Annotated in this window: 27 protein-coding genes; 8 read left to right on the top strand and 19 right to left on the bottom strand. The window is 72.9% G+C overall.

Going from position 1 to position 25,721, the window contains the following annotated elements; translation table 11 throughout:
* Positions 1 to 85 precede the first annotated feature (85 nt).
* Positions 86 to 1,318: a PucR family transcriptional regulator gene (locus ACZYRU_RS08950; protein ID WP_488956738.1), complete on the top strand. Its 1,233-nt coding sequence runs from the start codon at positions 86 to 88 to the stop codon at positions 1,316 to 1,318.
* Here the strand turns inward: ACZYRU_RS08950 and ACZYRU_RS08955 are convergent.
* From ACZYRU_RS08955 to ACZYRU_RS08970, 4 genes are all read right to left on the bottom strand, one after another.
* A complete protein-coding gene (locus tag ACZYRU_RS08955; RefSeq protein ID WP_488956739.1) occupies positions 1,306 to 2,727 on the bottom strand; it encodes a phytoene desaturase family protein in 1,422 nt (473 codons plus the stop codon). The two genes, ACZYRU_RS08950 and ACZYRU_RS08955, sit on opposite strands and share 13 nt — an antisense overlap.
* A 96-nt stretch (positions 2,728 to 2,823) precedes the next feature.
* The gene (locus ACZYRU_RS08960; RefSeq protein WP_488956740.1) at positions 2,824 to 4,092 is read right to left on the bottom strand and encodes a PucR family transcriptional regulator; all 1,269 of its coding nucleotides are present in this window, start codon (positions 4,090 to 4,092) and stop codon (positions 2,824 to 2,826) included.
* A gap of 22 nt (positions 4,093 to 4,114) precedes the next feature.
* A complete protein-coding gene (locus ACZYRU_RS08965) occupies positions 4,115 to 5,584 on the bottom strand; it encodes a class I adenylate-forming enzyme family protein (protein ID WP_488956741.1) in 1,470 nt (489 codons plus the stop codon).
* Positions 5,581 to 7,365, bottom strand: coding sequence for a DUF3556 domain-containing protein (locus ACZYRU_RS08970; protein ID WP_488956742.1), 1,785 nt, complete (start codon positions 7,363 to 7,365; stop codon positions 5,581 to 5,583). Before ACZYRU_RS08970 ends, ACZYRU_RS08965 begins: the two co-directional genes overlap by 4 nt.
* 220 nt (positions 7,366 to 7,585) lie before the next feature.
* Between ACZYRU_RS08970 and ACZYRU_RS08975 the strand changes: the two genes are divergently transcribed.
* Positions 7,586 to 7,981 carry a homing endonuclease associated repeat-containing protein gene (locus ACZYRU_RS08975; protein WP_488956743.1) on the top strand — a complete coding sequence of 132 codons (396 nt, stop codon included), beginning with the start codon at positions 7,586 to 7,588 and terminating at the stop codon, positions 7,979 to 7,981.
* 103 nt (positions 7,982 to 8,084) lie between these two features.
* The gene (locus ACZYRU_RS08980; protein ID WP_488956744.1) at positions 8,085 to 9,218 is read left to right on the top strand and encodes a hypothetical protein; all 1,134 of its coding nucleotides are present in this window, start codon (positions 8,085 to 8,087) and stop codon (positions 9,216 to 9,218) included.
* Here ACZYRU_RS08980 and ACZYRU_RS08985 read toward each other — a convergent pair.
* From ACZYRU_RS08985 to ACZYRU_RS09040, 12 genes are all read right to left on the bottom strand, one after another.
* Positions 9,205 to 9,585 (bottom strand): DUF1304 domain-containing protein, encoded by a 381-nt coding sequence (locus ACZYRU_RS08985; protein WP_488956745.1) that lies wholly within the window; start codon positions 9,583 to 9,585, stop codon positions 9,205 to 9,207. The genes ACZYRU_RS08980 and ACZYRU_RS08985 overlap by 14 nt on opposite strands.
* A gap of 1 nt (position 9,586) precedes the next feature.
* The gene (locus ACZYRU_RS08990; protein ID WP_488957191.1) at positions 9,587 to 10,444 is read right to left on the bottom strand and encodes an SDR family oxidoreductase; all 858 of its coding nucleotides are present in this window, start codon (positions 10,442 to 10,444) and stop codon (positions 9,587 to 9,589) included.
* Positions 10,441 to 11,352, bottom strand: coding sequence for an ABC transporter substrate-binding protein (locus tag ACZYRU_RS08995; protein ID WP_488956746.1), 912 nt, complete (start codon positions 11,350 to 11,352; stop codon positions 10,441 to 10,443). The genes ACZYRU_RS08990 and ACZYRU_RS08995 overlap by 4 nt, the downstream gene beginning before the upstream one ends.
* Positions 11,349 to 12,017 carry an ABC transporter permease gene (locus tag ACZYRU_RS09000; protein ID WP_488956747.1) on the bottom strand — a complete coding sequence of 223 codons (669 nt, stop codon included), beginning with the start codon at positions 12,015 to 12,017 and terminating at the stop codon, positions 11,349 to 11,351. The genes ACZYRU_RS08995 and ACZYRU_RS09000 overlap by 4 nt, the downstream gene beginning before the upstream one ends.
* Positions 12,014 to 12,667: an ABC transporter permease gene (locus tag ACZYRU_RS09005; RefSeq protein ID WP_488956748.1), complete on the bottom strand. Its 654-nt coding sequence runs from the start codon at positions 12,665 to 12,667 to the stop codon at positions 12,014 to 12,016. The genes ACZYRU_RS09000 and ACZYRU_RS09005 overlap by 4 nt, the downstream gene beginning before the upstream one ends.
* Complete coding sequence (locus ACZYRU_RS09010; protein ID WP_488956749.1) at positions 12,664 to 13,476, bottom strand: ATP-binding cassette domain-containing protein; 813 nt, start codon at positions 13,474 to 13,476, stop codon at positions 12,664 to 12,666. The genes ACZYRU_RS09005 and ACZYRU_RS09010 overlap by 4 nt, the downstream gene beginning before the upstream one ends.
* Before the next feature lie 95 nt (positions 13,477 to 13,571).
* Positions 13,572 to 13,811 (bottom strand): hypothetical protein, encoded by a 240-nt coding sequence (locus ACZYRU_RS09015; protein WP_488956750.1) that lies wholly within the window; start codon positions 13,809 to 13,811, stop codon positions 13,572 to 13,574.
* A 69-nt stretch (positions 13,812 to 13,880) separates the two neighbouring features.
* Complete coding sequence (locus tag ACZYRU_RS09020; protein WP_488956751.1) at positions 13,881 to 14,291, bottom strand: nuclear transport factor 2 family protein; 411 nt, start codon at positions 14,289 to 14,291, stop codon at positions 13,881 to 13,883.
* Positions 14,288 to 16,291: a 2,4-dienoyl-CoA reductase FMN-binding domain-containing protein gene (locus tag ACZYRU_RS09025; protein ID WP_488956752.1), complete on the bottom strand. Its 2,004-nt coding sequence runs from the start codon at positions 16,289 to 16,291 to the stop codon at positions 14,288 to 14,290. The genes ACZYRU_RS09020 and ACZYRU_RS09025 overlap by 4 nt, the downstream gene beginning before the upstream one ends.
* Positions 16,291 to 16,833 (bottom strand): PadR family transcriptional regulator, encoded by a 543-nt coding sequence (locus ACZYRU_RS09030; RefSeq protein WP_488956753.1) that lies wholly within the window; start codon positions 16,831 to 16,833, stop codon positions 16,291 to 16,293. Before ACZYRU_RS09030 ends, ACZYRU_RS09025 begins: the two co-directional genes overlap by 1 nt.
* 221 nt (positions 16,834 to 17,054) lie before the next feature.
* Positions 17,055 to 17,909: an SDR family oxidoreductase gene (locus ACZYRU_RS09035; protein WP_488956754.1), complete on the bottom strand. Its 855-nt coding sequence runs from the start codon at positions 17,907 to 17,909 to the stop codon at positions 17,055 to 17,057.
* Between the two features lie 45 nt (positions 17,910 to 17,954).
* A complete protein-coding gene (locus ACZYRU_RS09040; RefSeq protein ID WP_488956755.1) occupies positions 17,955 to 18,524 on the bottom strand; it encodes a hypothetical protein in 570 nt (189 codons plus the stop codon).
* A gap of 154 nt (positions 18,525 to 18,678) precedes the next feature.
* On the opposite strand from ACZYRU_RS09040, the gene ACZYRU_RS09045 reads away from it, so the two are divergent.
* The 5 genes from ACZYRU_RS09045 (at position 18,679) to sigJ (ending at position 23,977) form a co-directional block, all read left to right on the top strand.
* A complete protein-coding gene (locus ACZYRU_RS09045; RefSeq protein ID WP_488956756.1) occupies positions 18,679 to 18,999 on the top strand; it encodes an ArsR/SmtB family transcription factor in 321 nt (106 codons plus the stop codon).
* On the top strand, positions 18,996 to 19,973 hold the full coding sequence (locus tag ACZYRU_RS09050) for a TIGR03086 family metal-binding protein (RefSeq protein WP_488956757.1): 978 nt from the start codon (positions 18,996 to 18,998) through the stop codon (positions 19,971 to 19,973). Before ACZYRU_RS09045 ends, ACZYRU_RS09050 begins: the two co-directional genes overlap by 4 nt.
* A gap of 194 nt (positions 19,974 to 20,167) precedes the next feature.
* The gene (locus ACZYRU_RS09055; protein ID WP_488956758.1) at positions 20,168 to 22,318 is read left to right on the top strand and encodes a DEAD/DEAH box helicase; all 2,151 of its coding nucleotides are present in this window, start codon (positions 20,168 to 20,170) and stop codon (positions 22,316 to 22,318) included.
* Positions 22,319 to 22,353: 35 nt separating this feature from the next.
* A complete protein-coding gene (locus tag ACZYRU_RS09060; RefSeq protein ID WP_488956759.1) occupies positions 22,354 to 23,094 on the top strand; it encodes an SDR family oxidoreductase in 741 nt (246 codons plus the stop codon).
* Positions 23,087 to 23,977: an RNA polymerase sigma factor SigJ gene (gene sigJ / locus ACZYRU_RS09065; RefSeq protein ID WP_488956760.1), complete on the top strand. Its 891-nt coding sequence runs from the start codon at positions 23,087 to 23,089 to the stop codon at positions 23,975 to 23,977. Before ACZYRU_RS09060 ends, sigJ begins: the two co-directional genes overlap by 8 nt.
* A 6-nt stretch (positions 23,978 to 23,983) precedes the next feature.
* Here the strand turns inward: sigJ and ACZYRU_RS09070 are convergent, their stop codons facing one another.
* From ACZYRU_RS09070 to ACZYRU_RS09080, 3 genes are read right to left on the bottom strand one after another with little or no spacing between them, the layout of a single operon-like run.
* Positions 23,984 to 24,403: a globin domain-containing protein gene (locus ACZYRU_RS09070; RefSeq protein WP_488956761.1), complete on the bottom strand. Its 420-nt coding sequence runs from the start codon at positions 24,401 to 24,403 to the stop codon at positions 23,984 to 23,986.
* Positions 24,404 to 24,407: 4 nt separating this feature from the next.
* On the bottom strand, positions 24,408 to 25,067 hold the full coding sequence (locus tag ACZYRU_RS09075; RefSeq protein WP_488956762.1) for a Pr6Pr family membrane protein: 660 nt from the start codon (positions 25,065 to 25,067) through the stop codon (positions 24,408 to 24,410).
* Positions 25,067 to 25,675 carry a TetR/AcrR family transcriptional regulator gene (locus tag ACZYRU_RS09080; RefSeq protein WP_488956763.1) on the bottom strand — a complete coding sequence of 203 codons (609 nt, stop codon included), beginning with the start codon at positions 25,673 to 25,675 and terminating at the stop codon, positions 25,067 to 25,069. The genes ACZYRU_RS09075 and ACZYRU_RS09080 overlap by 1 nt, the downstream gene beginning before the upstream one ends.
* Positions 25,676 to 25,721 lie beyond the last annotated feature (46 nt).

Raw genomic sequence — 25,721 nt, forward strand, 5'->3', positions numbered from 1 at the left:
CAGGCTCCAAGAGCGGGGTGCTGGATCGGGCCTCTACTGGATCCCGATGTACCTGACACCAAAGACCGGGCACCGAGGAGGCGGCATGGGGGCCGACGTCGCAGCGGCGATCGAGACCTGGTTGGCGCAGTTCGCCGAGGCAGCGCTGAAGCCGGCCGAGGTCGACGACTTCGTGCGCAGCGTCGACGACGAGATCATCGCCGCGATCCCCGAGATCGCCGGTGACCCGGCGCTGGTCGAGGACCTGCACGCCTCGACCCGGGCGCACTGGCGCAACTTCCTGGTCGGCGTCTCCGACGAGTTCCGGCTGGCCCTGCCGCCGTCCGCGATCGCGCTGAGCCTGTCGATCGCGCGCCGGCACCTCGACATCAACGTGTTGCTCAAGGTCTACCGGGTCGCCAACAAGAGCGTCTTCCGCTACCTCACCGAGCACACCCGCGCCGACGCCCTGCCCGCCGGTCTGCCGCGCGACGAGACCCTGATCACCCTGTGGCTCCGGGCCGAGCGCTGGATCGACGAGTCCATCGAGCAGCTGATCGACCACTACACCGGCGAGCGGGCCCTGCTCGCCGAGGGCGCCCACGCCCGCCGTGCCGAGACGATCGAGGCGCTGGTCTCCGGGGCCGAGCCGACCACGGCCGCCGAGCAGGTCCTGGGCCACAAGCTGATGCTGTGGCAGACCGCGTTCGTGCTCTCGGCGCCGCCCGACCGCGACGTCGACGTGCCCTTCTTCGACGTCGCCGTCCAGCTGTGCCAGCAGCTCGGCCTCCCGCGCCCGCTCACGCACCTCACCGGCAGCCGTGAGCTCTGGGGGTGGGTGGCCACACCCGACGAGCCGTCGTACGACCTCGACGAGGTCGCCGAGTCCGTGGCCGCGCTCGGCCTCCACCTCGCCGTCGGCCGCCCCAGCCACGGCCCGACCGCCTTCCGCGCCAGCCACCTGCAGGCGCTGGCCACCCAGCGGATCGGCCTGCGCGCCACCGCGCCCTGCCACGACTACCGCGAGGTCGAGCTGGTCAGCCTCCTCGGCCACGGCGAGCTGACCCGGGCCATGGTCCGCCGGGTCGCCGGCCCGCTGCTCGGCCGCAGCAGGGGCGACGACGCGCTGCGCGCCACCGCCCTGGCCTACCTGCGCGCCGGCCAGAACGTCGACGCCGCCGCCGAGGTGCTCTTCGTCCACCCCAACACGGTCCGCTACCGGGTCGGCCGGCTCGAGGACCTGCTCGGCCACCGGATCACGCAGGACGCCGCGATGCTCGAGGCGTGCCTGGCCTGGCTGGAGGTGTACGGCGCGGAGGGTCTGGGTCAGGCCGTCTGACCCAGACCCAGGTCCTTGATCGCCAGCTGCGCGGCGCGGTAGCCCGCCATCCCGTGGGCGCCCGGCCCGGGAGGAGCGGCGGCCGAGCACAGGTAGACCCCGCGGACGCCGGTCCGGTACGGGTTGCGGCCGGGGCGCGGCCCGAGGAGCAGCGCACCCGGCGACTTCGCGCCGGTCAGGATGTCGCCGCCGACGTAGTTGGCGTTGCCGGCGGTGAAGTCGCCCGGCCGGGTCACGTGGACGCCCACGATCCGCTCGCGGAAGCCGGGGGCGAAACGCTCGATCTGGGCCGTGACCGCCTCGGTGGCGTCGCCGTCGTAGCCCGCGGGCACGTGGGCGTAGCTGTAGACCGGGTGCACGTCGCCGCGGGAGCGGGACGGGTCGGCGACGTACTGCTGGCCGAGGAGGACGAACGGACGCTCGGGCATCCGGCCGGAGGCGACCGCCCTCTCGTTGGCGATGATCTCGGCCGGACCGCCGCCGAGGTGGACGGTGCCGGCGCGGGCGAGGTCGGCATCGCGCCACGGGACGCCCTGCTCGACGGCGAAGTCGACCTTGAAGGCGGCCGGTCCGTAGCGGTAGCGGCGGTACGAGCGGCGGGTGCCGGCGGGCAGCCGGTCGCCGTACAGGTCGAGGACGGCGGTCGGGGACAGGTTGAGAAGGACGGCGTCCGCGGGCGGCAGCTGGTCGAGCGAGGTGACCCGTACGCCGGTCTCGATCCGGCCGCCGTGGTCGAGCAGCGCCTTCGCGAGCGCCTCGGTGAGCGCCTGGGTGCCGCCGACGACGACCGGCCAGCCGTCGTGGTGGCCCGCGGTGAGGATGCCGGTGCCGATGGCCGAGGAGACGACCTCGGTCAGGGGGCGCATCGCGTGGGCCGTCGTACCGAGGAAGAGCGCGCGGGCCTGCTCGGTGCGGAAGAACCGGGCGAGCAGCGCGGCCGGGAGGACGGTCGGGGCGCCGAACCGGCCGAGCAGCAGCGGGTGGCGGGGGAGGTGGACGACCGGGCCGAGGATGTCGGCGGCCAGCTTGCCGTAGGCGCGCGACGGGCCGCCGAACAGCAGCTTCCAGCGCCGCGCGTCGGCGCCGAGCCCGGCGGCGGTCTGCTCGACCGAGCGGTGCAGCAGCGCGGGCGCGGCGTCGTCGAGCGGGTGCGCCGCGTCGATCTCGGGCCACGCCCACTGCAGGCCGTAGCGCTCGAGCCCTGCCAGCGCGGGGGAGCCCACGGCCATCGGGTGGAAGCCGGCGCAGTGGTCGACGAGGACGCCCTCGCCGAACGGTTGCGTGGTGCGGGTGCCGCCGCCGATCTCGTCCTCGGCCTCGAGGACGGTCACCTGCGCACCGGCGCGGGCCAGGGTGAGCGCGGCGGCCAGGCCGTTGGGCCCGCTGCCGATCACGAGGGTGTCCGTCATGGTTCGACCGTACGGCGCCCGCGGGGTCGGGGCCCATGTCCCGGGAGGCCGGACTTGCGGGGCCGGTGTTGGTCCCCGCGCACAAGGTCCACAGGATCAGCCTGCCTCGACCAGCACCGCGTGGCCCAGCCAGTGGCAGGCGGTCAGCGCGAGCTCGATCGCCTGCCGGTCCGAGCCGATCGGACGGCCGAGCGCCTTGGCGGCGGACGCGATCCGGTACTTCACCGAGTTCTTGTGCATCAGCATCGCGTCGGCTGTGGCGGTGTAGCTGCTGTCGTGCTGGAAGAACAACAGCAGCGTGTGTCGCAGCCGCTCGTGCTGCTCGTCGTCGCGGGCCAGGTCGCCGAGCGTCTCGCGCACCCAGGCGCGGGTCGTGTCGAGGTCGTGGGTGAGCAGCGAGGCGACCTTGAGCCCGGGCTCGTCGAAGCAGGTGACCGAGCGGCGCGGGTCGTCGCCGACGGTCGCGACCTGCTGGGCCTGCAGCGCCTCGAGGTGGGTACGCCGGAAGCCGTCGACGCCCGACGCCGGACGGCCCAGCGCCAGGCGAGGTACCGGCGGCTCGCCCACGGCGGCGAGTCGGGACGCGAGCGCGCCGAGATCCGGGACGGTCTCCTCGGGGACGGCGAACCAGGCCCACGCGGTGGCCCTGTCGTGCGGGACGAGGAGCGGCGTACCGCGGGCACCGAGCTCCTCGGCGATCGTCGCGGCGGCCCGGGTGAACCGGGTCAGCTGGTCCTGCTGCGCGCCGGTCTCGTGCACCCACAGCACGGCGCCGAGGTGGGGGACGCGCAGTCGGTAGCCGAGCACCTTCTCGGCGGCGTCGACGTCGGTCACGGTGCCCGCGACCAGCTCGTCGACCCGCCCGGAGCGGGCGCTGTTGCGCTCGGCCAGCCACCGTTCGCGCTCGTCCTCGTAGACGGTGATCACCCGCTGCGAGATCCAGTCGATGTAGTCGAAGGTGACCTCGACGACCTTCTCGTACGCCGCCGCCCGCGCCGGCGCGGGCGCGTCCATCCGCTCGCACTCGGCGAACACCAGCTCCAGCAGGTTCTGCTGCCCGAGCCGGTAGGCGCGGACCAGCGCGCTGACGGGCACGCCGCGCTGCGCGAGCCGCCGGGCGTACTCGTAGGCCGCCGACGGCGGCTCGATGTTGTCGAGCGCGATGCCGTGGCGCAGCGCGTTGAGGATGTTCTCGATGTTGCCCTCGATGCTCGCGTAGAGCAGGTCGATGATGACGGCGTCGCCGTCGAGCTCCTCGATCCGGGTCGCGAGCCGGTCGCGCAGCGCGCCGGTGAGGTCCGCGAGCCGCGGCTGCAGTGCAGCCGCGACCGCCTCGACCAGATCGGCGCCGGTTCGCTCAGCCACGTCGGCATCCTCGCAGAACGGATCAGGCCGGGCTCGGCTCACGCAGCAGTCCCTTCACCAGCTTGCCGACCGAGTTCTTGGGCAGCTCGGTGCGGACCTCGAACTCCTCGGGCACCTTGTAGCGCGCGAGGCGCTCCACGCAGTGGGCCCGCAGCTCCTCGGGCGTCACCACGTGACCGGGCCGCGGGGCGACGTACGCGACCGGGACCTCGCCGAGCACCACATCGGGCCGGCCGACGACGGCCGCCTCGAGCACCGCGGGGTGCGCGTAGAGGCACTCCTCGATCTCCTTGGGGTAGATGTTCTCGCCGCCGCGGATGATCAGGTCCTTGATCCGGTCGACGATGCTCAGGTACCCGTCCTCGTCGATGATCCCGACGTCGCCGGTGTGCAGCCAGCCGTCGCGGACGACCTTCGCGGTCTCCTCGGGCCTGCCGAGGTACCCGCGCATCACGTTCGCGCCGCGGATCACCACCTCGCCCCGGGAGCCGGGCGGCAGCTGCTCGCCGGACGGCGAGACCACCGCGACCTCCTGGCCCGGCAGCGCGATGCCGACCGTGCCGGGCTTGCGCGGCCCGTCGAGCGGGTTGATGTTCGAGGCGACGCTGCTCTCGGAGAGGCCGTAGCCCTCGACCACGGGTACGCCGAACCGCTGCTCGAAGCGCACGATCAGCTCGGCCGGCATCGGCGCCGCCCCGCACACCAGGAACCGCAGTGACGAGGTGTCCACCGCCCGCTCGGTGCGGGCGTCGAGGACGGCGTAGATCGTCGGCACCGCGGAGAAGTACGTCGGCCGGTGGGTCTCGACCAGGTCCCAGAAGGTGTCGGGGGAGAACCGCGGCGCGACGACCACGTCCCCACCGGCACGCAGCGGCGCGAGGGTGCCGGCGATCAGCCCGTTGGCGTGGAACAGCGGCAGGACGAGCAGGCTGGTGTCGGCGGCGGTCAGCGAGAAGTGCTCGACCAGCGAGCCGCTCATCGCGGCCAGGTTGGCGTGGTCGAGCAGCACGCCCTTGGGGCGGCCGGTCGTGCCGCTGGTGTAGATGATCAGCGCGAAGTCGTCGTCGGCCGCGACCGGGCCGTCGTCGGGCTCCGGGACCGAGCTGTCGGCGTGGATCGACGCCGCGTCCAGCCACGCGATCCCGACCGATGCCGCCAGCTCACGGGCCCGCTCGTCGCCCACCAGCACGGCGGCCGCCGAGTCCTGCAGCTGGTAGCGGGCCTCGTCGTCGGTGAGCACCGCGTTGACCGGGGTCAGCGCGGACCCGCGGTACCAGGCGGCGAACATCGTGGTGATGATCTCCGCGCAGTTCGGCAGCATCACCGCGACCGTGTCGCCCGGTGCGATGCCGAGGGAGTCGAGCCGCTGCGCGAGCCGTCGTACGTCGGCCGCGAACCTCGTGTTGTCGAAGGCCCGCTCGCCGTCGCGGACGCAGGACCCGGTGGGGTCCTGCTCCGCGCGGGCGAACGGGATCGCTGCCAGCGGGCTCATGCGGTGGCCCCGACCGGCCGGTGCTGCGGGTGCCGCCAGGTGACGGTGGTCGGGACCGGGCCGTTGGGCAGCCACGGCTGCTCCTTGACGCAGTCGGAGACGAGCCAGGTGCCGCGCTCGACGATGCCGAGGGCCGCGTCCATCACGAAGTACGCCTGGGTCTTCTTGTGGATCGGCTGCGACTCCACCCAGACCACCACGAACTCGCCGGGTGCGAAGCCGATCCGCTTCTGGATCGCCTCGATGAGCTGGTCGTCGTGCAGGTGGCCGTCGCCGAAGTTCCAGCCGATGACCGAGTTGCAGCAGAACTCCGCCTCGCGCAGCGAGTAGGTCTCGTACTCCTCGCCCAGGTAGTGCTGCATCACCGAGAACAGGCCGCGGCCCTGGCTGTGCATGGAGCGCCAGCTCAGCGTCATCTGCATGGTCATCTCGGCGACCTCGGGCGGGTAGCCCATGCCCTCGACCAGCTGGTCGATCTGGTTCTTGGCCGGCTTCTTGAGCTGGTTGAGCTTCGCCTCCGCGCCGGGGGCGAACGCCCAGGTGGCCGACGCCCAGTTGCCGGCGTACTGCCGCATGGAGGGCAGGAAGGAGACCAGGTCGGGGCGCAGGTTGCCGAGCACGGGGAAGAACACGAGAGCCGCCACGAACACCGGCAGCATCCACGCCTGGCTGAAGTCGGTCACGCCGTAGCCGTCGCCCGCGAAGTGGCCGGCGAACAGGAACACCGTGATGTAGGCGAACAGGATGTTCCACTCCAGCGGTACGGCGAGCGGGAAGGTCTGGGTGATGAACAGGTGGAAGAGCACCATCGAGCCGACCGCGAGCAGGGTGATCGTCCAGCTGGTGCTGAGCAGCAGGACCAGCGGGACGACCAGCTCGGCCGTCGTACCGAGGACGTGGGCCATGAACCAGGCGAGTTTCGAGGGCGTGAGGTCGTCGGGCAGTGAGCGGTAGTGCGCGCGCTTGACGAACCTCGGGGCGAAGGGTGCGTTGGACACCATCGGCGGGACGACGTTCTCGAAGTGCGCGTTCATCTTGGAGATCGCCGCACCGACCCAGACGATGACGATGACGAGCTTGGCTGCGACGACGAAGTCGACGAAGGTCAGCACGCTGCCGGCGAGGCTCGAGATCAGCAGGATCGGCAGGTACTGCTCGCCGCGGGCGGCGAGGAACAGGATCTTGTCGCGCAGGCCGCAGAGGACCAGCAGCGCGGCGCAGAGGGCCATGAACCGCGGGTCGACCATCTCGGTGCCGCCGAGGCCGTCGATCGTGGTGCTGCTGCCGGCGACCGCAGCGACCAGGAAGCTGGCGAGGGTCGCGAGGTAGAGCAGGACGTCGAACACGCTGCGGTTGTCGCCGGCGGTGAAGGGCACCTTGCCCGGCCACGGGGGGAGCCGGATGGTGTCCGGCCGCGCCCAGTAGGCGATGCCGCCGGTCATCGGCTTGAAGTGCGCCGCCAGCGGCCCCCAGGTGCCGCCGATGCCGAACAGCTCGAGGAAGAGCGTCCAGAGCACCAGCTTCTGGTAGATCACCGGCTGGTCCCACCACTGCGAGACGTCGAACGGGCCGCCGACGCCGGAGGTGAGCGTCGCGAGCGCGATGCCGCCGCCGATGTGGAGGACGAGCAGCTTCACGATGTAGATCGTGTGCACCATCTTCGGGGTGCCGAAGCCGTACTCGGTCCAGAAGGTGGCGAGGAAGCGGATCCGCTCCTGACGGGGGCGGGCGAGCAGCTCCGCCGGGTCGACGGGCGGGGCATCAGGGGTGAGGAAAGGCATCGGACTGGCTCCTTCGGGACGGGCCGCCGTGGCGGATGCCTCGAAGGTAGGTTCGCGGCTGTGTCGACGGTCACGGCCACGACGACCGAAGATCCGCGACGCCTTCGTCCCCGACGGACAAGGGCATGTCTGGCGATGCAGCGCCGTCGCGAGCGTCGCGCAGCAGGCGGGGCATCGCCAGACATGCCCTTGTCGTCGCGAGGTGGCTACGGTGGGCCTCATGCGGGTCCCCGAGTTCTCCGACGAGCAGATCGCCGCCGACCTCGCCGCCGCGGCCGCCGAGCTGGGCGAGCCGCTGACCGCGGCGGCGTACGACGGCTGGCAGCGTCAGCGCGTCGCCGCCTCGCCCGCGTTGCTGATCCGCCGTTTCGGATCCTGGAACGGCGCCTGCGCACACGCCGGCGTCGCGACCAACAAGACCCGGTCGACCAGCCGGAGGTGGAGCGACGACGACGTCGTGGCGATCGTGGCGCGCTACCTCGCGGAGCCCGAGAGCACCGGCTCGTTCGCCGACTACGCCGCCTGGGCCAAGGCGCAGGACGGGGTGCCGAGCGGCGCGACGCTGCGGCAGCGGTTCCCGTGGGCCGAGGTCAAGAAGCGGGCGTCCGGTGGATAGGTCGTCGAGTAGCCGCGAGGTCCGGAGGACGTCGAGTGCCGACGGTGAGGAACGAACCGTCGGTGTATCGAGACGACGAGCGGCGTATCGAGACGCTCGCCCCGTGCTCGACGCCGGTACGGCGGCCGCGCTGCGCGACCACGCCGCCCGGCTGCGCGAGCGACTCGGCCTGGCGCAGGCGCCGATCCTGTCGGCCACCGGGCTGTGGCTGCTGCTCGCTGCCGTTGCGCAGTCGGTGGCCGAACCGGCCGACCGGCGTGCCCTCGAGGAGGCGCTGGGTGTGCCGGTCGGGGACGCCACGGCGGCCGTGAGCGCACTGCTCGCCGCCCCGCACCCTGCGGTGGGTGCGGCCCTGGGCGGTTGGGTGCGACCCGACCTGACGTTGCGCTCTCCTGTGCCGGGGCCGGTCCCGGTGGAGCCGCTGCCCGGTCAGGCCGCCCTCGACGCCTGGGCCCGTGAGCACACCCGCGGCCTGATCGGCACCTTCCCGGTCCAGGTCGACGCACGCACCCTGCTGCTGCTGGCCTCCGCACTGGTCACCGAGCCGCGCTGGCGCGAGCGGCTGCAGACCGACCGCGACGGCCGGTTGCTGCTCGACGACGGGCTCCAGGCTCTCGTCGCGACCGAGGCGGCCGGCGTCGTGGCCGTGGCCTGCCCACCCACCGACGACGACATCGACGTGCTCAGCGTGATCGCGGCGCCCGGCGTCCCCGCGGCCGACGTGTGGCGCGCCGTCGACGAGGTCGTCGCCCGCCGGCTCGGCGGCACCCTCGCCCACGCCGACCGGCCCTCCGGCCCGGTGTCCGACGGCCACGCCTGGCGGGTGCGCGAGGCCCTCGAGTCCTTCGTCGCCTGGCAGGCGCCCGAGGACGGCGCCGAGCTGTGGAGCAGCCTGCTGCCCGCCTGGAAGGCCGATGCCCGGCACGACCTCACCGCCGCCCCGGGCGTCGCCGAGGTCGGCCGTGGCGTCGCCGGCCTGCTGCCGCCCGGGGCACTGCGCGACGGGATCGACCTCGAGTGCGTGCAGGCTGCCACGGCGAGCTACGACGCAGACGGCTTCCGGGCCGCCGCGGTCACGGCGCTCTCGGTGCGGGCGGCCGGCATGCCGTCGTACGTCGAGCGACGGGTCCGTCGCGTCGAACTCACCTTCGACCGGCCGCACGCGGTGGTCGCGGTGGCCCGCGGGGGCGCCTGGGAGGGCGTCCCGCTGTTCCACGCGTGGGTCACAGGGCGATAGCCAGCAGCACGACGGCGACGGCCGGGAACGCGAGCTGGGTGATCGCGGCCCGCGCCTTGTCGGGCGACGACAGCAGCAGCACCAGACCGGCGGCGACCATCGAGCCGGCACCGCAGAACACCAGCGTTTCGCCCACCCGGTCGTCGTCGGCGCCGAACGCCGCGATGCCGCCGGCGGTGATGAGCGCGAGGAAGAGGTTGTAGAAGCCCTGGTTGAAGGCCAGCTCCTTCGTCGCCTCCGCCTCGGCCTGGCTGGTGCCGAAGGTCGCGCGGGTGCGGGGACTGGTCCAGGTCAGCGACTCCATCACCCAGATGTAGACGTGGAGCAGGGCGGCGAGGCCCGCGAACACCAGCGCAGCAGCGGTCATGTCAGGGATTCTGGCGGTCGGTCGCGGTGGTGTCGAGGTACGCCGCCAGCCCGGTCGGCGCGCGCCCGGTGAGCCGCTCGACGTGGTCGGTGACGCCGGCCATCTCGCCGGCGGCGATCGCGGTGTAGGTGGAGACCCAGGCGTCGTACTGCCACGGCGGGGCCTCCCAGCGCAGTCGCGACGCGTAGGCCTCCTCCACGGTCTCGTCGTGGTAGCGGACCGGGCGGCCGGTGCGGGCGGTCAGGATCGCGGCGACCTCGGTGAAGGTGGGCGCGTCCGGGCCGGTGAGGTCGAAGGTGGCGCCGGCGTGGTCCGCGGGCGCGAGCAGCACCGCGACCGCGCTGGCCGCGACGTCGTCGCGGGTCACGGCCGCCACCCGGCCGTCGCCGGCCGGTCCGCGGATCACGCCGTCCTCGCCGACCAGGTCGGGCAGGAAGTCGAGGTAGAAGTTGTCGCGCAGGAAGGTGAACCCCATCCCGGAGGCGCGCAGGTGCTGCTCGGTCGCCCAGTGGTCGCGGGCCAGGGTGAAGGTCGCGTCGGGTGCCGCGCCGTAGAACGAGGTGTAGACGACGTGCTCCACACCCGCCGACGCCGCAGCGTCGACGAAGGCGAGGTGCTGCTCCAGGCGGTCGGCCGACTCGGCGGCCGAGACCATGAGCAGTGTCCGGACGCCCTCCAGCGTGGCGAGGGCCAGCTCGCGGTCGCCGTACGTCGAGCGCACGACGCTCGCGCCCGGCAGCTCGGGCGCGCGGGCGGGATCGCGCACCAGGAGTCGTTGGGCGACGCCCTGCGCCGCGAGGGCCCGGGCGACACGTCCCCCGAGCCCTCCCGTCGCGCCGGTGACGGCGAGGTCGCTCAGAGCAACCCCTCCTTAGTGAGCCAGTCCTTGGCGATGGTCGCGGCGGGCAGCTCCTCGTCGACGCTGCGGGCGTCGAGGTCGACCAGGTCCGCGGGCGACATCGCGGCGCTGACCTTGTTGACGATGTCCTCGGCCTTGTCGCTGAGGTCGTCGCTGGCGACCGGGACGACGTGGGAGGCGAGGAAGAGACCCTTGGTGTCCTCGAGGGTCACCAGGTCGTTCTTCTTGATCGACGGGTCGCCGGTGTAGATGATCGCGAGCTGGATCGAGCCGTCCTTGAGCGCCTTGACGGTGAGCGGGCCGCCGCTGTCCTCGATCGGCGTGAAGGAGACGTCGACGCCGTAGGCCTTCTTGAGGCCCTTCGGGCCGTTGGGCCGGTCCTCCGCCTCGGAGTTGGCGCCGAAGGTCATCTTCTCGGTGACCTTCGCGAGGTCATCGATCGTCGTCAGGCCGTACTTCTCGGCGAACGCGCGAGTCACGACGTAGGAGTCCTGGTCGGTGGCGGGGGACTGGTCCAGCACCTCCAGGCCCTTGGCGTCGGCGGCGTCCTCGAGCTCGGCGTACACGTCGTCGGCCAGGCGGGCCTTCGTGTCGGGCTTCCAGACCTGCAGCAGCGGGCCGGTGTACTCCGGGAACAGATCGATCTTGCCGCTCTCGATCTCGGGGAGGTACGCCTCGCGCTGGCCGATCCGGAACTGGCGCTCGACCTTGATGTCGGCGGCCTCGAGCGCCTGGGCATAGGCCTCGGCGATGATCTCGTTCGAGTAGTAGTCCTGCGAGCCGATCACGATCGTGTCGCCGCCCTTGTCGCCGCCGCCCGCGCTGAGCGGGTCGTCGCTGCCGCACGCGGTGAGGGAGAGCGCGGCAGCCGCGACCAGGGCGAGACCGAACCGGGGGGTGCGGGTCATGAGGGAACCTTTCGGGTGGTGGGGCGGCTGGCCCGCTGGAGGGCAGCCATGGTGAGGTCGAGCAGGAGGGCCAGGGCGGCGACGAGCAGTGCGCCGGCGAGCATCTCGTCGTAGTGGCGGGACTTGAGGCCCGAGAACAGGTAGCGGCCGAGCCCGGTGTCGGAGATGTACGCCGCCAGCGTCGCCGAGGCGACGACCTGCAGCGTCGCGGCGCGGAGCCCGCCGAGGATGACGTCGGCGCCGAGCGGGATCTCGACCCGGGTGACCAGCTGCCACTCGCTCATCCCGACCGCCCGCGCGGCGTCGACCGCGCCGCGGTCGGCGGCCTCGACACCGGCGTAGGCACCGGCGAGCAGGGACGGGAAGGCGAGTGCGACCAGGGCGATCAAGGGCGCCTGGATACCGATGCCGAGGGCCAGTCCGAGCAGGGTGAGCAGGCCCAGGGTCGGTACGGCGCGCACCGCACCGGCCAGCGCGACCACGACCAACCGGCCTCGGCCGGTGTGGCCGATCAGGATGCCCAGCGGGACCGCGAGCACGGCCGCGACGGCGACCGCCACGAAGGTGACCAGCAGGTGCTGCGCGATCCGGTGCTCGATGCCGCTCGGACCGCCCCAGTGGGCGCCGTCGGTGAGCCAGGACAGGGCGTCGGCGAAGAGGTTCACGGCGCGGCCCCCGTCGGGGTCGCCGCCCGCCAGGGGGTGGCGATGCGTCCGAGGCCGACCAGCAGCACGTCGAGGACGACGGCGAGCAGCATGGTGGCGAGGACGCCGGTCACGATCTCGGCGCGGATGTCGCGCTGGAAGCCGTCGGTCAGCAGGTTGCCGAGGCTCGGGATCCCGACCAGCGCGCCGATGGTCGCCAGACTGACCGTGCTGACGGTGATCACCCGGATCCCCGACAGGAGCACGGGCACGGCGAGCGGCAGGTCGACCCTCCAGAACAGCCCGCGTCGCGAGAAGCCCATCGCCTCGGCCGCCTCCCGCACGCGGGGGTCGACGGAGCGGAACGCGTCGGCCGCCGTACCGGCGAGCAGGGCGGTGCCGTAGACAGTGAGCGCCACGACGAGCGTCAGGCCCGAGCGCAACGGGGTGCCGAGCAGCACCGGGATCACGATGAGCAGTGGCAGCGCGGGCACGGAGTAGAGCAGGCTGGCAGCACCGAGGACGACGGTGCCGGCCCGCGGCCACCGTCCCGCGATGCGCCCGAGCAGCACGGCCAGCAGCACGCTGATCACCACGGCGGACACCGACAGCCGGACGTGCTGGACGAGCATGTCCAGCACGTAGGCGCGGTTGGCGTCGAGCCACGTCATTCGAGGACACCCACCGGGCGGCCATCGCCGTCGACGACCACGTTGCGGCCCTCGACCTCGACGGTGCGCAGCGCCCGCTCCGCGCGGTCGGCGCCGATGAAGTCGCGCACGAAGTCGTCGGCGGGCGCGGCGACGATCTCCTTGGGAGTGCCGGTCTGGGCGACGATCCCGCCGGTGCGCAGGATGACGACCTGGTCGCCGAGTCGGAACGCCTCGTCGATGTCGTGGGTGACCAGCACGATGGTCTTGCCGAGCTCGGCCTGCAGCTGCAGCAGCTGGTCCTGCAGGCCGCGGCGCACGATCGGGTCGACTGCGCCGAACGGCTCGTCCATCAGCAGGATGTTGGGGTCCGCAGCGAGCGCCCGGGCCACCGCGACGCGCTGCTGCTGGCCGCCGGAGAGCTGCGCGGGGTAGCGCTTCCCGAGCGCGGGGTCGATCCCGACCCGCTCCAGCAGGGCGAGGGCGGCATCGCGGGCCGCGCGCTTCGGCGTACCCGTGAGGACCGGGACGGTCGCGACGTTGTCGACCACCCGCCGGTGGGGGAGCAGGCCGCCGGCCTGGGGGACATAGCCGATCGAGCGGCGCAGCTCGACCTTGTCGAGGTCGTGGACGTCGCGCTCGTCGATGAGGACCGAGCCCGTGGTGGGCTCGACCATCCGGTTGACCATCCGCATCAGCGTGGTCTTGCCGGACCCGGAGGTGCCGACGAGGGCGAGCGTGCGGTGGGAGGGGACGGTGCACGAGAAGCCCGTCACGGCGACGGTGCCGTCGGGGTAGGTCTTGCCGACGTCGCGGAACTCGATCCCCATGCGGGGCACCCTACGGTGCCGTGGGGACAACGGGGCGGACCTGCGCGCCAGCAAGGTGCACGCACGGTGCGAGGCGCCGCACCCGTGCGCGTGGGTCAGTCGAGGGGTACGTCGCCCTCCGGCGCGAGCGCGGCGGCGTACGGACTGCGCGAGATGCTCGTCACGAGGGTCAGCGACGCGTCGTTGTCGGCGAGCCAGGTGCGGACGGCCTCGACGACGGCGTCGACGTGAGCCCCGTCGAGCGCCAGCCGTCGGCGCAGCTCGGTGACGGTGTGCACCGGTGCCGGCGTGGACAGCGTGCGGAGCTTGAGGTCCTCGGTGAATCGGATGCTCATGGCGGCGACGCTAGGTCGGGCTTCATGAAGGGAACATGAAGCCCGACGCACCGGTCTCGCGAGCGGGGTTCAGCCCTCGGTGCTCGCCAGCTCTCCCGCCAGCACGACGATCCGGTCGAACCGCGCACCCATCTCCTCGGCCAGCGCCTGCGCAGCCTTCAGCGGTCGCACCATCACCATGAAGTCGGTGACCAGGCCGTCGTCGTCGAGGACGAGGAAGTCGCAGCCGGTGAGCTCGAGGCCGCCGACCGTTGCCCCGAAGACCAGCGCGTGCCCCGTGGCGTCCTCGAGCTCGCGCACGTAGCGGAAGTCCTGGAAGACCTCGATCACGTGGGCGAGGATCGCACCGGTGATCGCCTTGCCCGCGTAGGGCTTGTGGGCGACCGGGCTGCGGAACACGACGTCCTGCGCCAGGCAGGCCTGCATCGCCGCGACGTCGCGGGCCTCGACGGCCGCGCGGAAGGCGGACCCGGCGCTCACAGCGCTGCCGCCAGCTCGGTGCCCTGCTTGATCGCACGCTTGGCGTCCAGCTCGGCGGCGACGTCCGCACCGCCGATCAGGTGGACCCGGCCGGGGAAGGCCGAGGCGAGCAGGTCGTCGTACAGGCCGCGGACGGATTCCTGACCCGCGCACACGACGACGTGGTCGACGTCCAGCACCTGCGGGGTGCCGTCGACGGTGACGTGCAGCCCGGCGTCGTCGATCCGGTCGTAGCTGACGCCGCTGAGCTGGCGCACGCCGAGGTCCTTGACCGCGGCGCGGTGCACCCAACCGGACGTCTTGCCGAGGCCCTTGCCCTGGGCGGACTCCTTGCGCTGCAGCAGCCAGACCTCGCGGGCCGGGGTGCGCGGCGCCTTGTCGGTCACACCACCGCGTACGACGGCCGGGTCAGCCACGCCCCAGTGCGCCTTCCACTCCTCGAGGGTCTCGGGCGCGTGCGCCAGCAGCTCGGTCACGTCGAAGCCGATGCCGCCCGCGCCCATCACCGCGACGCGACTGCCGATCGCAACGCGACCGGTGATCGCGTCGGGGTAGGAGACGACCTTCGCGTGGTCGATGCCGGGGATGCCCGGCGTGCGCGGCTCGACGCCGGTGGCGACCACGACCTCGTCGTACCCGGCGAGCAGGTCGGGGGTGGCCCGGGTGCCGAGCTTCACGTTGACGCCGAGGACCTCCATGCGCCGGCGGAAGTAGCGCAGCGTCTCGGCGAACTCCTCCTTGCCGGGGATCTGCATGGCCAGCCGGAACTGGCCGCCCAGCTCGTCGGAGGCCTCGAAGAGACTGACGTCGTGGCCGCGCTCGGCGGCACTGACGGCGGTCGCGAGGCCGGCCGGACCACCGCCGACGACCGCGACCCGCTTGGCGCGGCGGGTCGGGCTGAGCACCAGCGAGGTCTCGTGGCAGGCGCGCGGGTTGACCAGGCAGGAGGCCCGCTTGGCCTGGAAGGTGTGGTCGAGGCAGGCCTGGTTGCAGCCGATGCAGGTGTTGATCTCGTCGGCGCGACCGTCGCGGGCCTTGGCGACGAGGTCGGCGTCGGCGAGGAACGGGCGGGCCATCGAGACCAGGTCGACGCCCTGCTCCAGCACGGACTCCGCGACGTCGGGGGTGTTGATCCGGTTGCTCGCGCACACCGGGATGGAGACCTCGGCCTTGAGCCGCAGCGTGCTGTCGACCCACGCGCCGCGCGGGACGCTGGTCACGATCGTGGGGACCCGCGCCTCGTGCCAGCCGATGCCGGTGTTGAAGACGCTGGCGCCGGCCTCCTCGAGCTGGTGCGCCAGGTCGACGGTCTCGGCCCAGGTCTGGCCGTCGGGGACGAGGTCGAGCAGCGACATCCGGTACATCACGAAGAAGTCCGGCAGCTCCTGGCGGATCCGGCGCACCACCTCGACGGGGAAGCGCATCCGGTTCTCGGCCGAGCCGCCCCACTTGTCGGTACGACGGTTCGTGCGCGACGCGAGGAACTGGTTGATCAGGTAGCCCTCGGAGCCCATCACCTCGATGCCGTCGTAGCCGGCCTTCTGCGCCAGCTTCGCGGAGGCGACGAAGTCGTCGATGGTGCGCTCGACCGCCCGGCCGGACAGGGCGGACGCCTTGAACGGAGTGATCGGCGACTTGGTCGCGCTCGCCGAGACGCTGAACGGCGTGTAACCGTAGCGGCCGGCGTGCAGCAGCTGCAGCGCGATCTTGCCGCCGTTGGCGTGGACCGCCTCGGTCACCCGCTGGTGCCGGTGCGCGTTGAGGCGGGTGGTCATCTGCGAGCCGAACGGCAGCAGCCAGCCGCGCACGTTGGGGGAGTAGCCGCCGGTGACGATCAGGCCGACGCCGCCGGCCGCGCGCTCGGCGAAGTACGCCGCCAGCTCCTCGATGTGCCACGGCCGGTCCTCGAGGCCGGTGTGCATCGAGCCCATCACCGCGCGGGACTGGAGCTCCAGCCCGCCGACGGTGGCCGGGGTCGTGAGCAGGGGGTAGGCGGTCATCAGGACTCCTTGCGGGTGTGGGCGTCGAGGTACTCGGTCAGCCAGCGGATCCAGAACTCCTCCATCAGGAGGCCGCCGCGCAGCACGAGGTAGATGTCGAGGTCGGCGTCGTCGAGGGCGCTCGGGTCGGGGAAGTCGCGCGCGGCCAGGAACTCGTAGAGCGAGTGCCGCTTGGTGTGCTCGTCGAGCTGGCGGCGAAGGTCGTCGAGGAGGGCCGCGCGGTCGCCGTACGACGCCCCGCGCATCTTGACGCTGATGCTGCTGCGCATCGCGTCGGGTGTGGTCGGCTCGCCGATCCACCGGGCCAGCTCGGCGCGGCCGGCGTCGGTGACGTCGTAGACCTTCTTCGTGGGCCGGTCGGCCTGCGCGACGGCCTCGGAGGAGATCCAGCCGTCGCCCTCCATCCGGCCCAGCACGCGGTAGATCTGCTGGTGCGTCGCGGACCAGAAGAACCCGATGGACGCGTCGAAGCGCCGCACCAGGTCGGAGCCGGATGCGGCGCGTTCGCTCAGCGACACGAGGATCGCGTGCTCGAGGGCCATGGCCCCAGCGTGCCCGAGGTCGGGACGCTATGCAACTAGTTGCGCAACTCGTTTCACGTGGTCCCCGTCACGGCCTGATGCCGTGGTGCAGGAATCGCCGCTGAGGAGGCGATTCCTGCGCTTACCGCCCGTTGCAACGGTCAAGAAGCGCAGGAATCGCCGCTGAAGAGGTGATTCCCGCGCACCGTTCGCAGAGCCAGCGCGACAGCTGGTCGGGGAGGTCAGCGCAGCGCTCGGAACTCCTTCATGCGCCGGAGGTAGCCGTGCAGCCGCACTGCCGGCACCGCGCGCGGCCAGTCGCCGGCGCGGAACCAGGCGTCCGAGCCACCGTCGACGAAGACCACGCTGCCGCACAGGAAGTCCGCGGCGTCGGAGAGCATGAAGACCACCCACGCGGCCAGCTGCCCGGGGTCGCCGAAGCCGCCGATCGGCACCGGGAACGCCTTGATCCGCTTCGCCTCGGCGGGCGTCGCGAGCTGCTGCTCGAGCAGTGGCGTGAGGATCGCGCCGGGCGCGATCGCGTTCAGTCGGACGCCGGCACCGGCCCACTCGGGGGTGACCGCCTCGCGGCGCACCCACTGGCTGACGGCGATCTTGCTGGCGCCGTACGCGAAGGACGGCGCCATCTTGCCGAACCGCCTCAGCGAGCCGAGCGCCTTCGGCACGTCGCGCTCCAGCAGTGCGCGCACCGCGCGGCGCGGCACCATCGGCATGGTCGTCGTGGAGTTGCTGGAGAACACCACCACCTTCGCCCGCTCCGTGGCGGCCAGCGCCGGGCGCCAGGCGTCGAGCAGCTCGACGACCCCGAGGTAGTTGACCTCGGCGATCAGCCGGGCGCGGTCCCGGCCGGGCGCCGGGCCGAGGCCCGCGGCCAGGACCGCGCCGTCGAGGACGCCGCCCGCTCGCTCGAGGACGGTGGCGGCCGCCGTACGTCGACCGTCCGGGGCGGAGAGGTCCGCGACGACGTCGGCGTCCTTGATGTCGACGCCGATGACGGTGTGGCCGTCGGCGACCAGCCGGTCGACGACGGCTGCGCCCATGCCGGAGGCGGATCCGGTGACTGCGTAGGTACCCACGCCCCCGACTCTAGAACAGGTTCTAGTCCGCCGGGTGCGATGGGACTAGCGCGGTCCGCCGAGCACCCCTGCGTCGTACGCCTTGAGCACGGACGCCTTGTCGCCGGCCGTCAGCGTGCCGTCGCCCACCGCCTGGTCCAGCCGGTCGGACAGGTCCTGGCGACGCTCGGCCTCGTGTGCGGCGCGGACGTCGTCGAGTGCGGCGCTCACCTTCGCCTCGTCGAGCCCGAGCTCCTTGGCGAGCGCCTTCGCCAGCGCGGCCTCGCGCTCGGCCCGCTCGGCGTCGGTCGGAGGAGCGGGCCTCTCGCCGTCGGCGGGCCTGTTGGCGTCGTCGGGCTTCAGCTGGTCGCGCACGGCGTCGAAGGCGTCCTTCAGCTTGTCCTCGCTGACGCCGAGGGCCTTCGCCAGGGCGGCGGCGTCGAGGCCGGGGCCGTGTCCGTCCTGACTGCCGGGGCCTCCGGGGCCGGGACGGCCCGGGTCGGCACTCTGCGTGCTGGACGAGTCGGTCGAGCCGGTCGTGTCGTCGGCGTTCGCGGCCAGGGCAGTGGCGCTCGCGCCACCGGCGACGGCGCCGGCGGCCAGCAGGGCGGCGGCGCGCATGCGGTACTTGCTCATCGGTGCTCCTCTCGGGTCGCCCGCATCGGTGCGGGCGTGACTCGACCTTCCGGGGCGAGGCTGGGCCCGGGCTGCGGTCGCGCTGGCAGGACCCTGTGAGTCCGGCAATGTGTGAGTCTTGACTAACGCATTAGTCGTGACTAACGTGTTTGACGTGACCGACCCGTTCAGCGCCGCAGCGGAGCCCACCCGGCGCCGCCTGCTCCAGCTGCTCGCGGCCGGTCCGAGGGGCGTCACCGAGCTGGCCGAGCAGTTCCCGGTCACCCGGTCCGCGATCAGCCAGCACCTGCTGGTGCTGGTCGACGCCGGCCTGGTCGAGGCGGAGAAGTCCGGTCGGCAGCGGATCTACCGCGTCGTACCCGACGGCCTCCGCCGCCTGCAGGCCGAGATCGACCGGTTCTGGACCGCCGAGCTCGACCTGCTCGTCGCCGATGCCCACGACCTCGCCGACCGCCGTACCCAGGAGAAGCCATGACCTACCGCAAGACCGTCACCCTGCCCGTCCCGCCCGAGGACGCCTTCGCGCTCGTCACCCGGCCGGAGCGGCTGCGCCGTTGGCTGACCGTGAGCGCGCGACTCGACCTGCGCGCCGGCGGTGACTGGCGTTGGACCGTCACCCCGGGCAACGTCGCGGCCGGTGTCGTCCGTGAGGTCGAGCCCGGTCGCCGCCTCGTCCTCGACTGGGGCTGGGACCAGATGCCCGGCGACGACGGCGCGCTCGGCACGGTGACCATCACCGTCGAGCCCGCGGACGGCGGCTCGACCGTCACCCTCGTCCACGAGGGTCTCACCCCCGACCAGGAGGCGAGCCACGCCGAGGGCTGGAACCACTTCCTCGATCGCCTCGCCGTCGCCGGGCGCGACGGGGACGCCGGCCCCGACGACTGGGCCGCCGCTCCCGACCCGATCGACGAGATCATCGCGGGGGAGGCCGCGCTCGCCGTACTCCAGCACGTCCTGCGCCAGGTCGGGCCCGACGACGGCACCCGCCCCACGCCGTGCAGCGAGTTCACGGTCGACGAGCTCACCGAGCACCTGCTCGACTCGCTCGTCTCCTTCGGCACCATGGCCGAGGCTGAGCTGGTCCGTCGCGACGGCGTCGACCTCGAGGACACCGTCGCCCTCCTCGCCGCCGACGTGATCGAGGCCTGGCGCCGCCGGGGCCTCGCGGGGACGGCGCAGAGCCCGTTCGGCGAGGCGCCCGCACCGTTCCTGGCCGGCATCGTCCCGGTCGAGCTGCTGCTGCACGCCTGGGACTACGCCCAGGCCACCGGTGCCGTCATCACGGTCAGTGACGCGCTCGTCGAGTACGTCACCGGCCTCGCCGAGAAGCTCGTCCCCGGCGCCCGCGGCCGGGCCTTCGGTGACGAGGTCCTCGCGCCCGTCGACTCCGACGCGCTGACCCGGCTCGCGGCGTACTCCGGGCGGACGCCGCTGGCGCTGGTGTGACTCGCCCTGGGTGACACTGCCCACAGGTTGAACGGTGGTGGGGTACTGTGGCCCCACCACCGGACGCCGTCCTCCCGACGGGAACCCGGTGACGTACGCCCGATCGGCGCCCTCCCGCAGCAGCGCGAGCCGCCGGCGGAACCTGCTGAAGAACCTGGGTCGTCGTGTGTCGGCGGCCGCTGGGAAGGACACCTGTGGCTCGAGGAGGCCAGCGGGGAGCGACGCAGCAGCGTCGCAACTCGCAGTCGGCGCGGACGCGTCGCAACGAAGAGGGCATCATCCCGCAGCTGGCGCGCGCGGTGCGCGAGGTCGAGGCTGCGGTCGCGCGGCGCTCGGCGATGCCGGAGGTGCGCGCGAAGTTCCAGGTCGTGGCACTGCTGGCGCGCGAGGAGCGGGCCCGCGTCAAGACCGACACCGGGCTGTCCGACAGCCGGCGGGGCGAGGAGCTCAAGCGGCTCGACGGGATCGCGACGATCCTGGCCCAGACCGCGGCGCGGGACAGCACGCTGTTCACCCTGCTCGACGAGAACGCCGAGATCTCGGAGTCGGCCAAGGCGATGCGCCGCGAGCTGCTGCGCAAGGCCGGCGTCGACGAGCCGGAGCCGGAGCCCGCGCCCGTGGTCGTCGACCCCGAGCTGGCGGCACTCGCCGACAAGCGGGTCACGCCGCTGTCCGTGCAGGCCTACCAGCTCTCGCACCCCTTCCTCGCGCCCGACTTCGCGCACGCCCGGGTCAAGGTCCCGCCGCGCCGGCTGGCCGGCTGGGAGCTGCTCGAGCCGCTGTTCCGCTCCTTCGAGCGGGCCGCGCCCGACGCGCCGGCGTGCATGCCGCTGCCGGACGCCGACCAGCTCACTGCGCTGACCGGCCGGCACGCGCCGGTCGGGAAGGAGCTGATGGAGCACCAGGCCCAGCTCATCGCCTCGGCCGCCGAGGGGCACCGTACCTACCTGCTCGCCGACGAGCCCGGCCTCGGCAAGACCGCCCAGGCGCTGCTCGCCGCCGAGGCCGCGGGCGCCTTCCCGCTGCTGGCCGTGGTCCCCAACGTCGTCAAGACCAACTGGGCGCGCGAGGTCGAGATCTGGACCCCCAACCGCCGCGCCACCGTGCTCCACGGCGACGGTGACGACGCCGACGGCTTCGCCGACGTGTTCGTGGTCAACTACGAGATCCTCGACCGCCACGTCGCCTGGCTCGGCACCCACGGGTTCCGCGGGATGATCGTCGACGAGGCGCACTACATCAAGAACAAGACCTCGCAGCGCTCGCAGAACGTGCTCGAGATCGCCTCCCGGATCCGCTCCCGGATCGCCCGGCCCCTGATGATGGCGCTGACCGGCACGCCGCTGATCAACGACATCGAGGACTTCCGGGCCATCTGGCAGTTCCTCGGCTGGATCGACAACATCGTGCCGCAGGGCCACCTGATGGAGGCGCTGGAGGAGACCGGGCTGACCCCGGCCGACCCCGGCTTCTACCCGGCCGCCCGCCGCGCGGTCATCGAGCAGGGCATCGCCCGGCGCCGCAAGATCGACGTCGCCGCCGACATCCCGGCCCGCCGCATCGCCGACATCCCGGTCGAGCTCGAGGGCGAGGCCGGACGCTCCATCCGCAAGGCCGAGCAGGAACTGGCCCGCCGCATGGTGGAGCGGTACGACGCCGCGATCGCCACCCGCCGTACCGGCGCCGAGGTCGAGGGCATCGACCACCGCCTGGTCCGCCAGGTCGCCGGCTGGGAGCGCGAGGACAACTCGGCCAAGACGGGCGAGAACGTCTTCACGATGATGCGCCGGATCGGCCAGGCCAAGGCCGGGCTCGCGGCCGACTACACCGCCCAGCTGGCCCGCAACGTCGGCAAGGTCGTGTTCTTCGCCAAGCACATCGACGTCATGGACACCGCGGAGAAGACCTTCGCCGAGCGCGGGATCCGCTACAGCTCGGTGCGCGGCGACCAGTCCTCGACCACGCGGCAGAAGGAGATCGACGCCTTCGTCAACGACCCGGACGTCCAGGTCGCGGTCTGCTCGCTCACCGCGGCCGGTGTCGGCCTCAACCTGCAGGTCGCGTCCAACCTGGTGCTCGCCGAGCTCTCCTGGACCGATGCCGAGCAGACCCAGGCCATCGACCGGGTGCACCGCATCGGCCAGGCCGAGCCGGTCACCGCGTGGCGCGTGATCGCGACCCAGACCCTCGACACCCGCATCGCCGAGCTGATCGACAAGAAGGCCGGGCTCGCCGCCCGCGCCCTCGACGGTGCGGGCGAGGAGGTCGAGGGCGGCGCCATCGACCTGCAGACCGAGGCGCTGGTCGCGCTGCTCACCGCCGCGCTGGAGGCCCGCGGGGACTGATGTCACACTCCGCCGACCCGTCTCGTCCTCCTGACATGGAGAAGATCGCCGTGGCAGGCGGAACGGGACTGGTCGGCGCGATGGTGGTCGAGGAGGTACGACGCACCGGCGCCACGCCGGTCGTCATCGCCCGCTCGCGGGGGATCGACCTCACCACCGGTGACGGACTGGCGAGCGCGCTCGACGGCGTCGACGCCGTCATCGACGCCAGCAACGTCGACACCCTCAGCGCGAAGCGGTCGATCGCCTTCTTCGAGGCGGCCACCGGCCACCTGCTCGCGGCGGGTGCAGCGGCCGGCGTCCGCCACCACGTGGCGCTGTCCATCGTCGGCTGCGACCGCGTCGACCTGCCCTACTACCTCGGCAAGCGCCGCCAGGAGGAGCTGGTCGCGGCCGGTCCGGTGCCGTGGTCGGTGCTGCGTGCGACCCAGTTCCACGAATTCGCGGGGCAGCTGGTCGAGCGCAGCCCGCGCCCGTTCGCGATGGCGCTGCGGATGCGCACCCAGCCGGTCGCGGCCCGCGAGGTCGCCGCCGCGCTGGTCGCCGCGGCGCTCGGCGAGCCTGCCGGCCTGTTGCCCGACCTGGGCGGTCCCCGCCCCGAGGACATGGGCCGGATGGTGCGCGACGTCGTGCGTGCGCGCGGGCCGCGGCGGCTCGTCGTACCCGTGCCGATGGCCGGTCGCACCGGCCGGCAGGTGCAGGACGGTGGCCTGCTGCCCGGCGTCGGTGCCACGCTGGGCACCATGACCTTCGACGACTGGCTCGCGCGTGTGTGACCCGGTCGCGCGGGTCCAGGCGCTGGCGGGGGAGTACGACGCCCTCCGCCCGCGGATGGTCCGCGTCGCCTACGCCATCCTCGGCAGCCGCGCGGAGGCCGAGGACGTCGTCGCCGACTGCTGGACCCGCCTCGTCGAGGCCGATGCCCGCGAGCCGGTCCGCGACCTCACCGGCTGGCTGACCGTCACCGTCGCCCGCGCCGCCACCGACGTGCTGCGCTCGGCGCGCGTGCGCCGTGAGGAGTACGTCGGCCCGTGGCTCCCCGAGCCCTTCGTCGCCGCTGTGGGGGCCGATCCCGCCGACCGGGTGACCCTCGACGAGACCGTGAGCTACGCGCTCGCGGTCGTCCTCGAGTCGCTCTCGCCCGCCGAGCGGACCGCCTGGGCGCTGCACGACGTGTTCGGGATGGGCTTCCCGGAGGTCGCCGACGTCGTCGGGCGCACCCCGGCCGCCGTCCGCCAGCTCGCCTCCCGCGCCCGCACGCACCTCGCCGCCCAGCCCGCCCGCTTCGAGGTCGACCGCACTGCCCACGAGGAGGTGCTCGACCGCTTCCTCACGGCGGCCGCCGGCGGCGACCTCGCCGCACTCCTCGAGGTCCTCGACCCCGATGTTGTGTGCACGTCCGACGGAGGCGGCGTCGTCAACGCCGCCCGCCGGCCGGTCCACGGCGCCGACCGGGTGGCCCGGTTCCTGGTCGGGCTGGTCGCCAAGTACGTCGGCGACGTCGAGGTCGAGCTGGTCGAGGCCAACGGCGCCCCGGCCGTCGCGCTGCGCGAGGACGGCGTGCTCACCTCGCTGCTGGTCCTGACCGTCGTCGAGGGCCGCGCCACCCGGGTCGACCTGCTGCGCGCGCCGGCCAAGCTGGCGGCCGTCGACCTCTGACCCGGCTCAGGCGTGGTTGAACCGCAACCCGTTCGGCACCTGGTCCGGGCTGTCGGCGTACGCGCCCATCGCCTGCGTCGCCCGCCGGAAGTACGCCGAGACCTGGCGTCCGGTGTGCCCATCGATGCCGACGTCGGCGAGCGCCTGGTCGAACAGCTCGAGGCACGCCTCGTCCAGCTCGGCGTGCTCGCCGTTGCCGGCGTGCAGCCGCTGCATGGAGCTCTCGTCGCCGTAGCCCGCGGTGTACAGCGCGGGACCGCCGAGCGCCTCGCTGAGGTACGCCGCCAGCCGCTCGTCGTGCCGGGGGTGCAGGTCGTGCTCGAAGGGATGGGCCGCGACCGGGTCGGCCAGGCACAGGTCGTGCCACCGGATGCACAGGTCGAGGAGGGCGTCGAAGCCGCCTGCCTGCTCGTAGAGCGTGGTCACGCGATCAGGGTGCCGCGACCGGCTCGGCCTGTCGAGAGGCCGACAGGCGCCGGTCGGCCCAGCGGAAGCCGGCGATGAGGGCGGCGAACAGGGCGGTGATCCCGATGCAGACGACGACCACCGAGCCCCAGCCCTCCTCGCGGAAGTCGAGGAACGGGTAGGGGACCCAGCGGGTCGCGCCCGCGACGGACAGGGTCACTGCAAGCCAGGCGATCGGCCAGGCGAAGGAGACCGCGACCGCGCGCCCGTCGACCCGGGGCCGTGGTCCGAACGCGAACCAGCCGACGACCGCCAGGACCGGCACCAGCATGTGCAGCATCTTGTCGGCGGCCCAGTCCGCTCCGTCCAGGTCGAGCAGCGGGCGGAGCAGGAAGAAGTGGACCAGCCCGGTGACCGTGATCCCGACGGTGCCGGCGAGGCGCAGCGCCCGGAACGCCGCGCCGTCGCGCAGCGGGTCGCGGGCGAGCAGCGTGGTCGCGACGGCGACGAGCAGGTTGCTCTGGATCGTGAAGTACGCGATGAACCGGCCCAGCCGCAGGCCCAGGCCGGGCGGCTCGACCTCGTCGAGCACCCGGCCGCCCTGGACCACCAGGACCAGCTGCAGGACGAGCGCGGCGATGGTGACCGCCGCGGTCAGCGTGTGCCACGCACGGGCGTTGCGCATCAGGCGTCCTCTCCGTCCGTGCGCGGCGGGGTGAGCAGCCGCTGGATCGCGTCGCCGTACGTCGTGATGACCACCTCGGGGTCCGCGGCGGTGACGATCGGGTCGCGCTGGAGGAAGAGCAGGTTGAGCAGGCCGCCGAGCTGGGCGACGGCGAGCGCGACCCGGAGCTCGGGGTTCGGGCCGGTGAGGCGCGGGGCCAGCGGGCCGACGTACGTCTCCGCGGTGTGGCGGATCATCTCCTCGCGCACCTGGTCGTGGTGGGCGGCCTGGGCCAGGGCGACGTACCGCTGTCGGATGATCGGTCGGCGCGGGTCGAGGAAGTACGCGACGAGGCGCCGTCCGACGGTCTCCAACGGCCCGTCGAGGACCGTGCCGATGCCGAGCGAGGTGTCGACGGTGCGGAGGAAGAGTGCCTCCTTGGACCCGAAGTGCCGGATCACGAGCGCGGGGTCGACGCCGGCGTCGGCGGCGATCGCGCGCACGGAGGCACCGTCGAAGCCGCGCTCGGCGAACAGGCTCCGGGCGGCGTCCTCGATCGCGCTGCGGGTGGCGAGGCCGGCGGGGCGGAGCTCACGGGGGCGCCGCGCGTCGGTGGAGGTCTTCGTCACACCGCAACCGTAGGGCATGGCCGAGTTCGGTCAACGCTGTTGACAC

Source organism: Nocardioides sp. F233, from assembly GCF_057813895.1.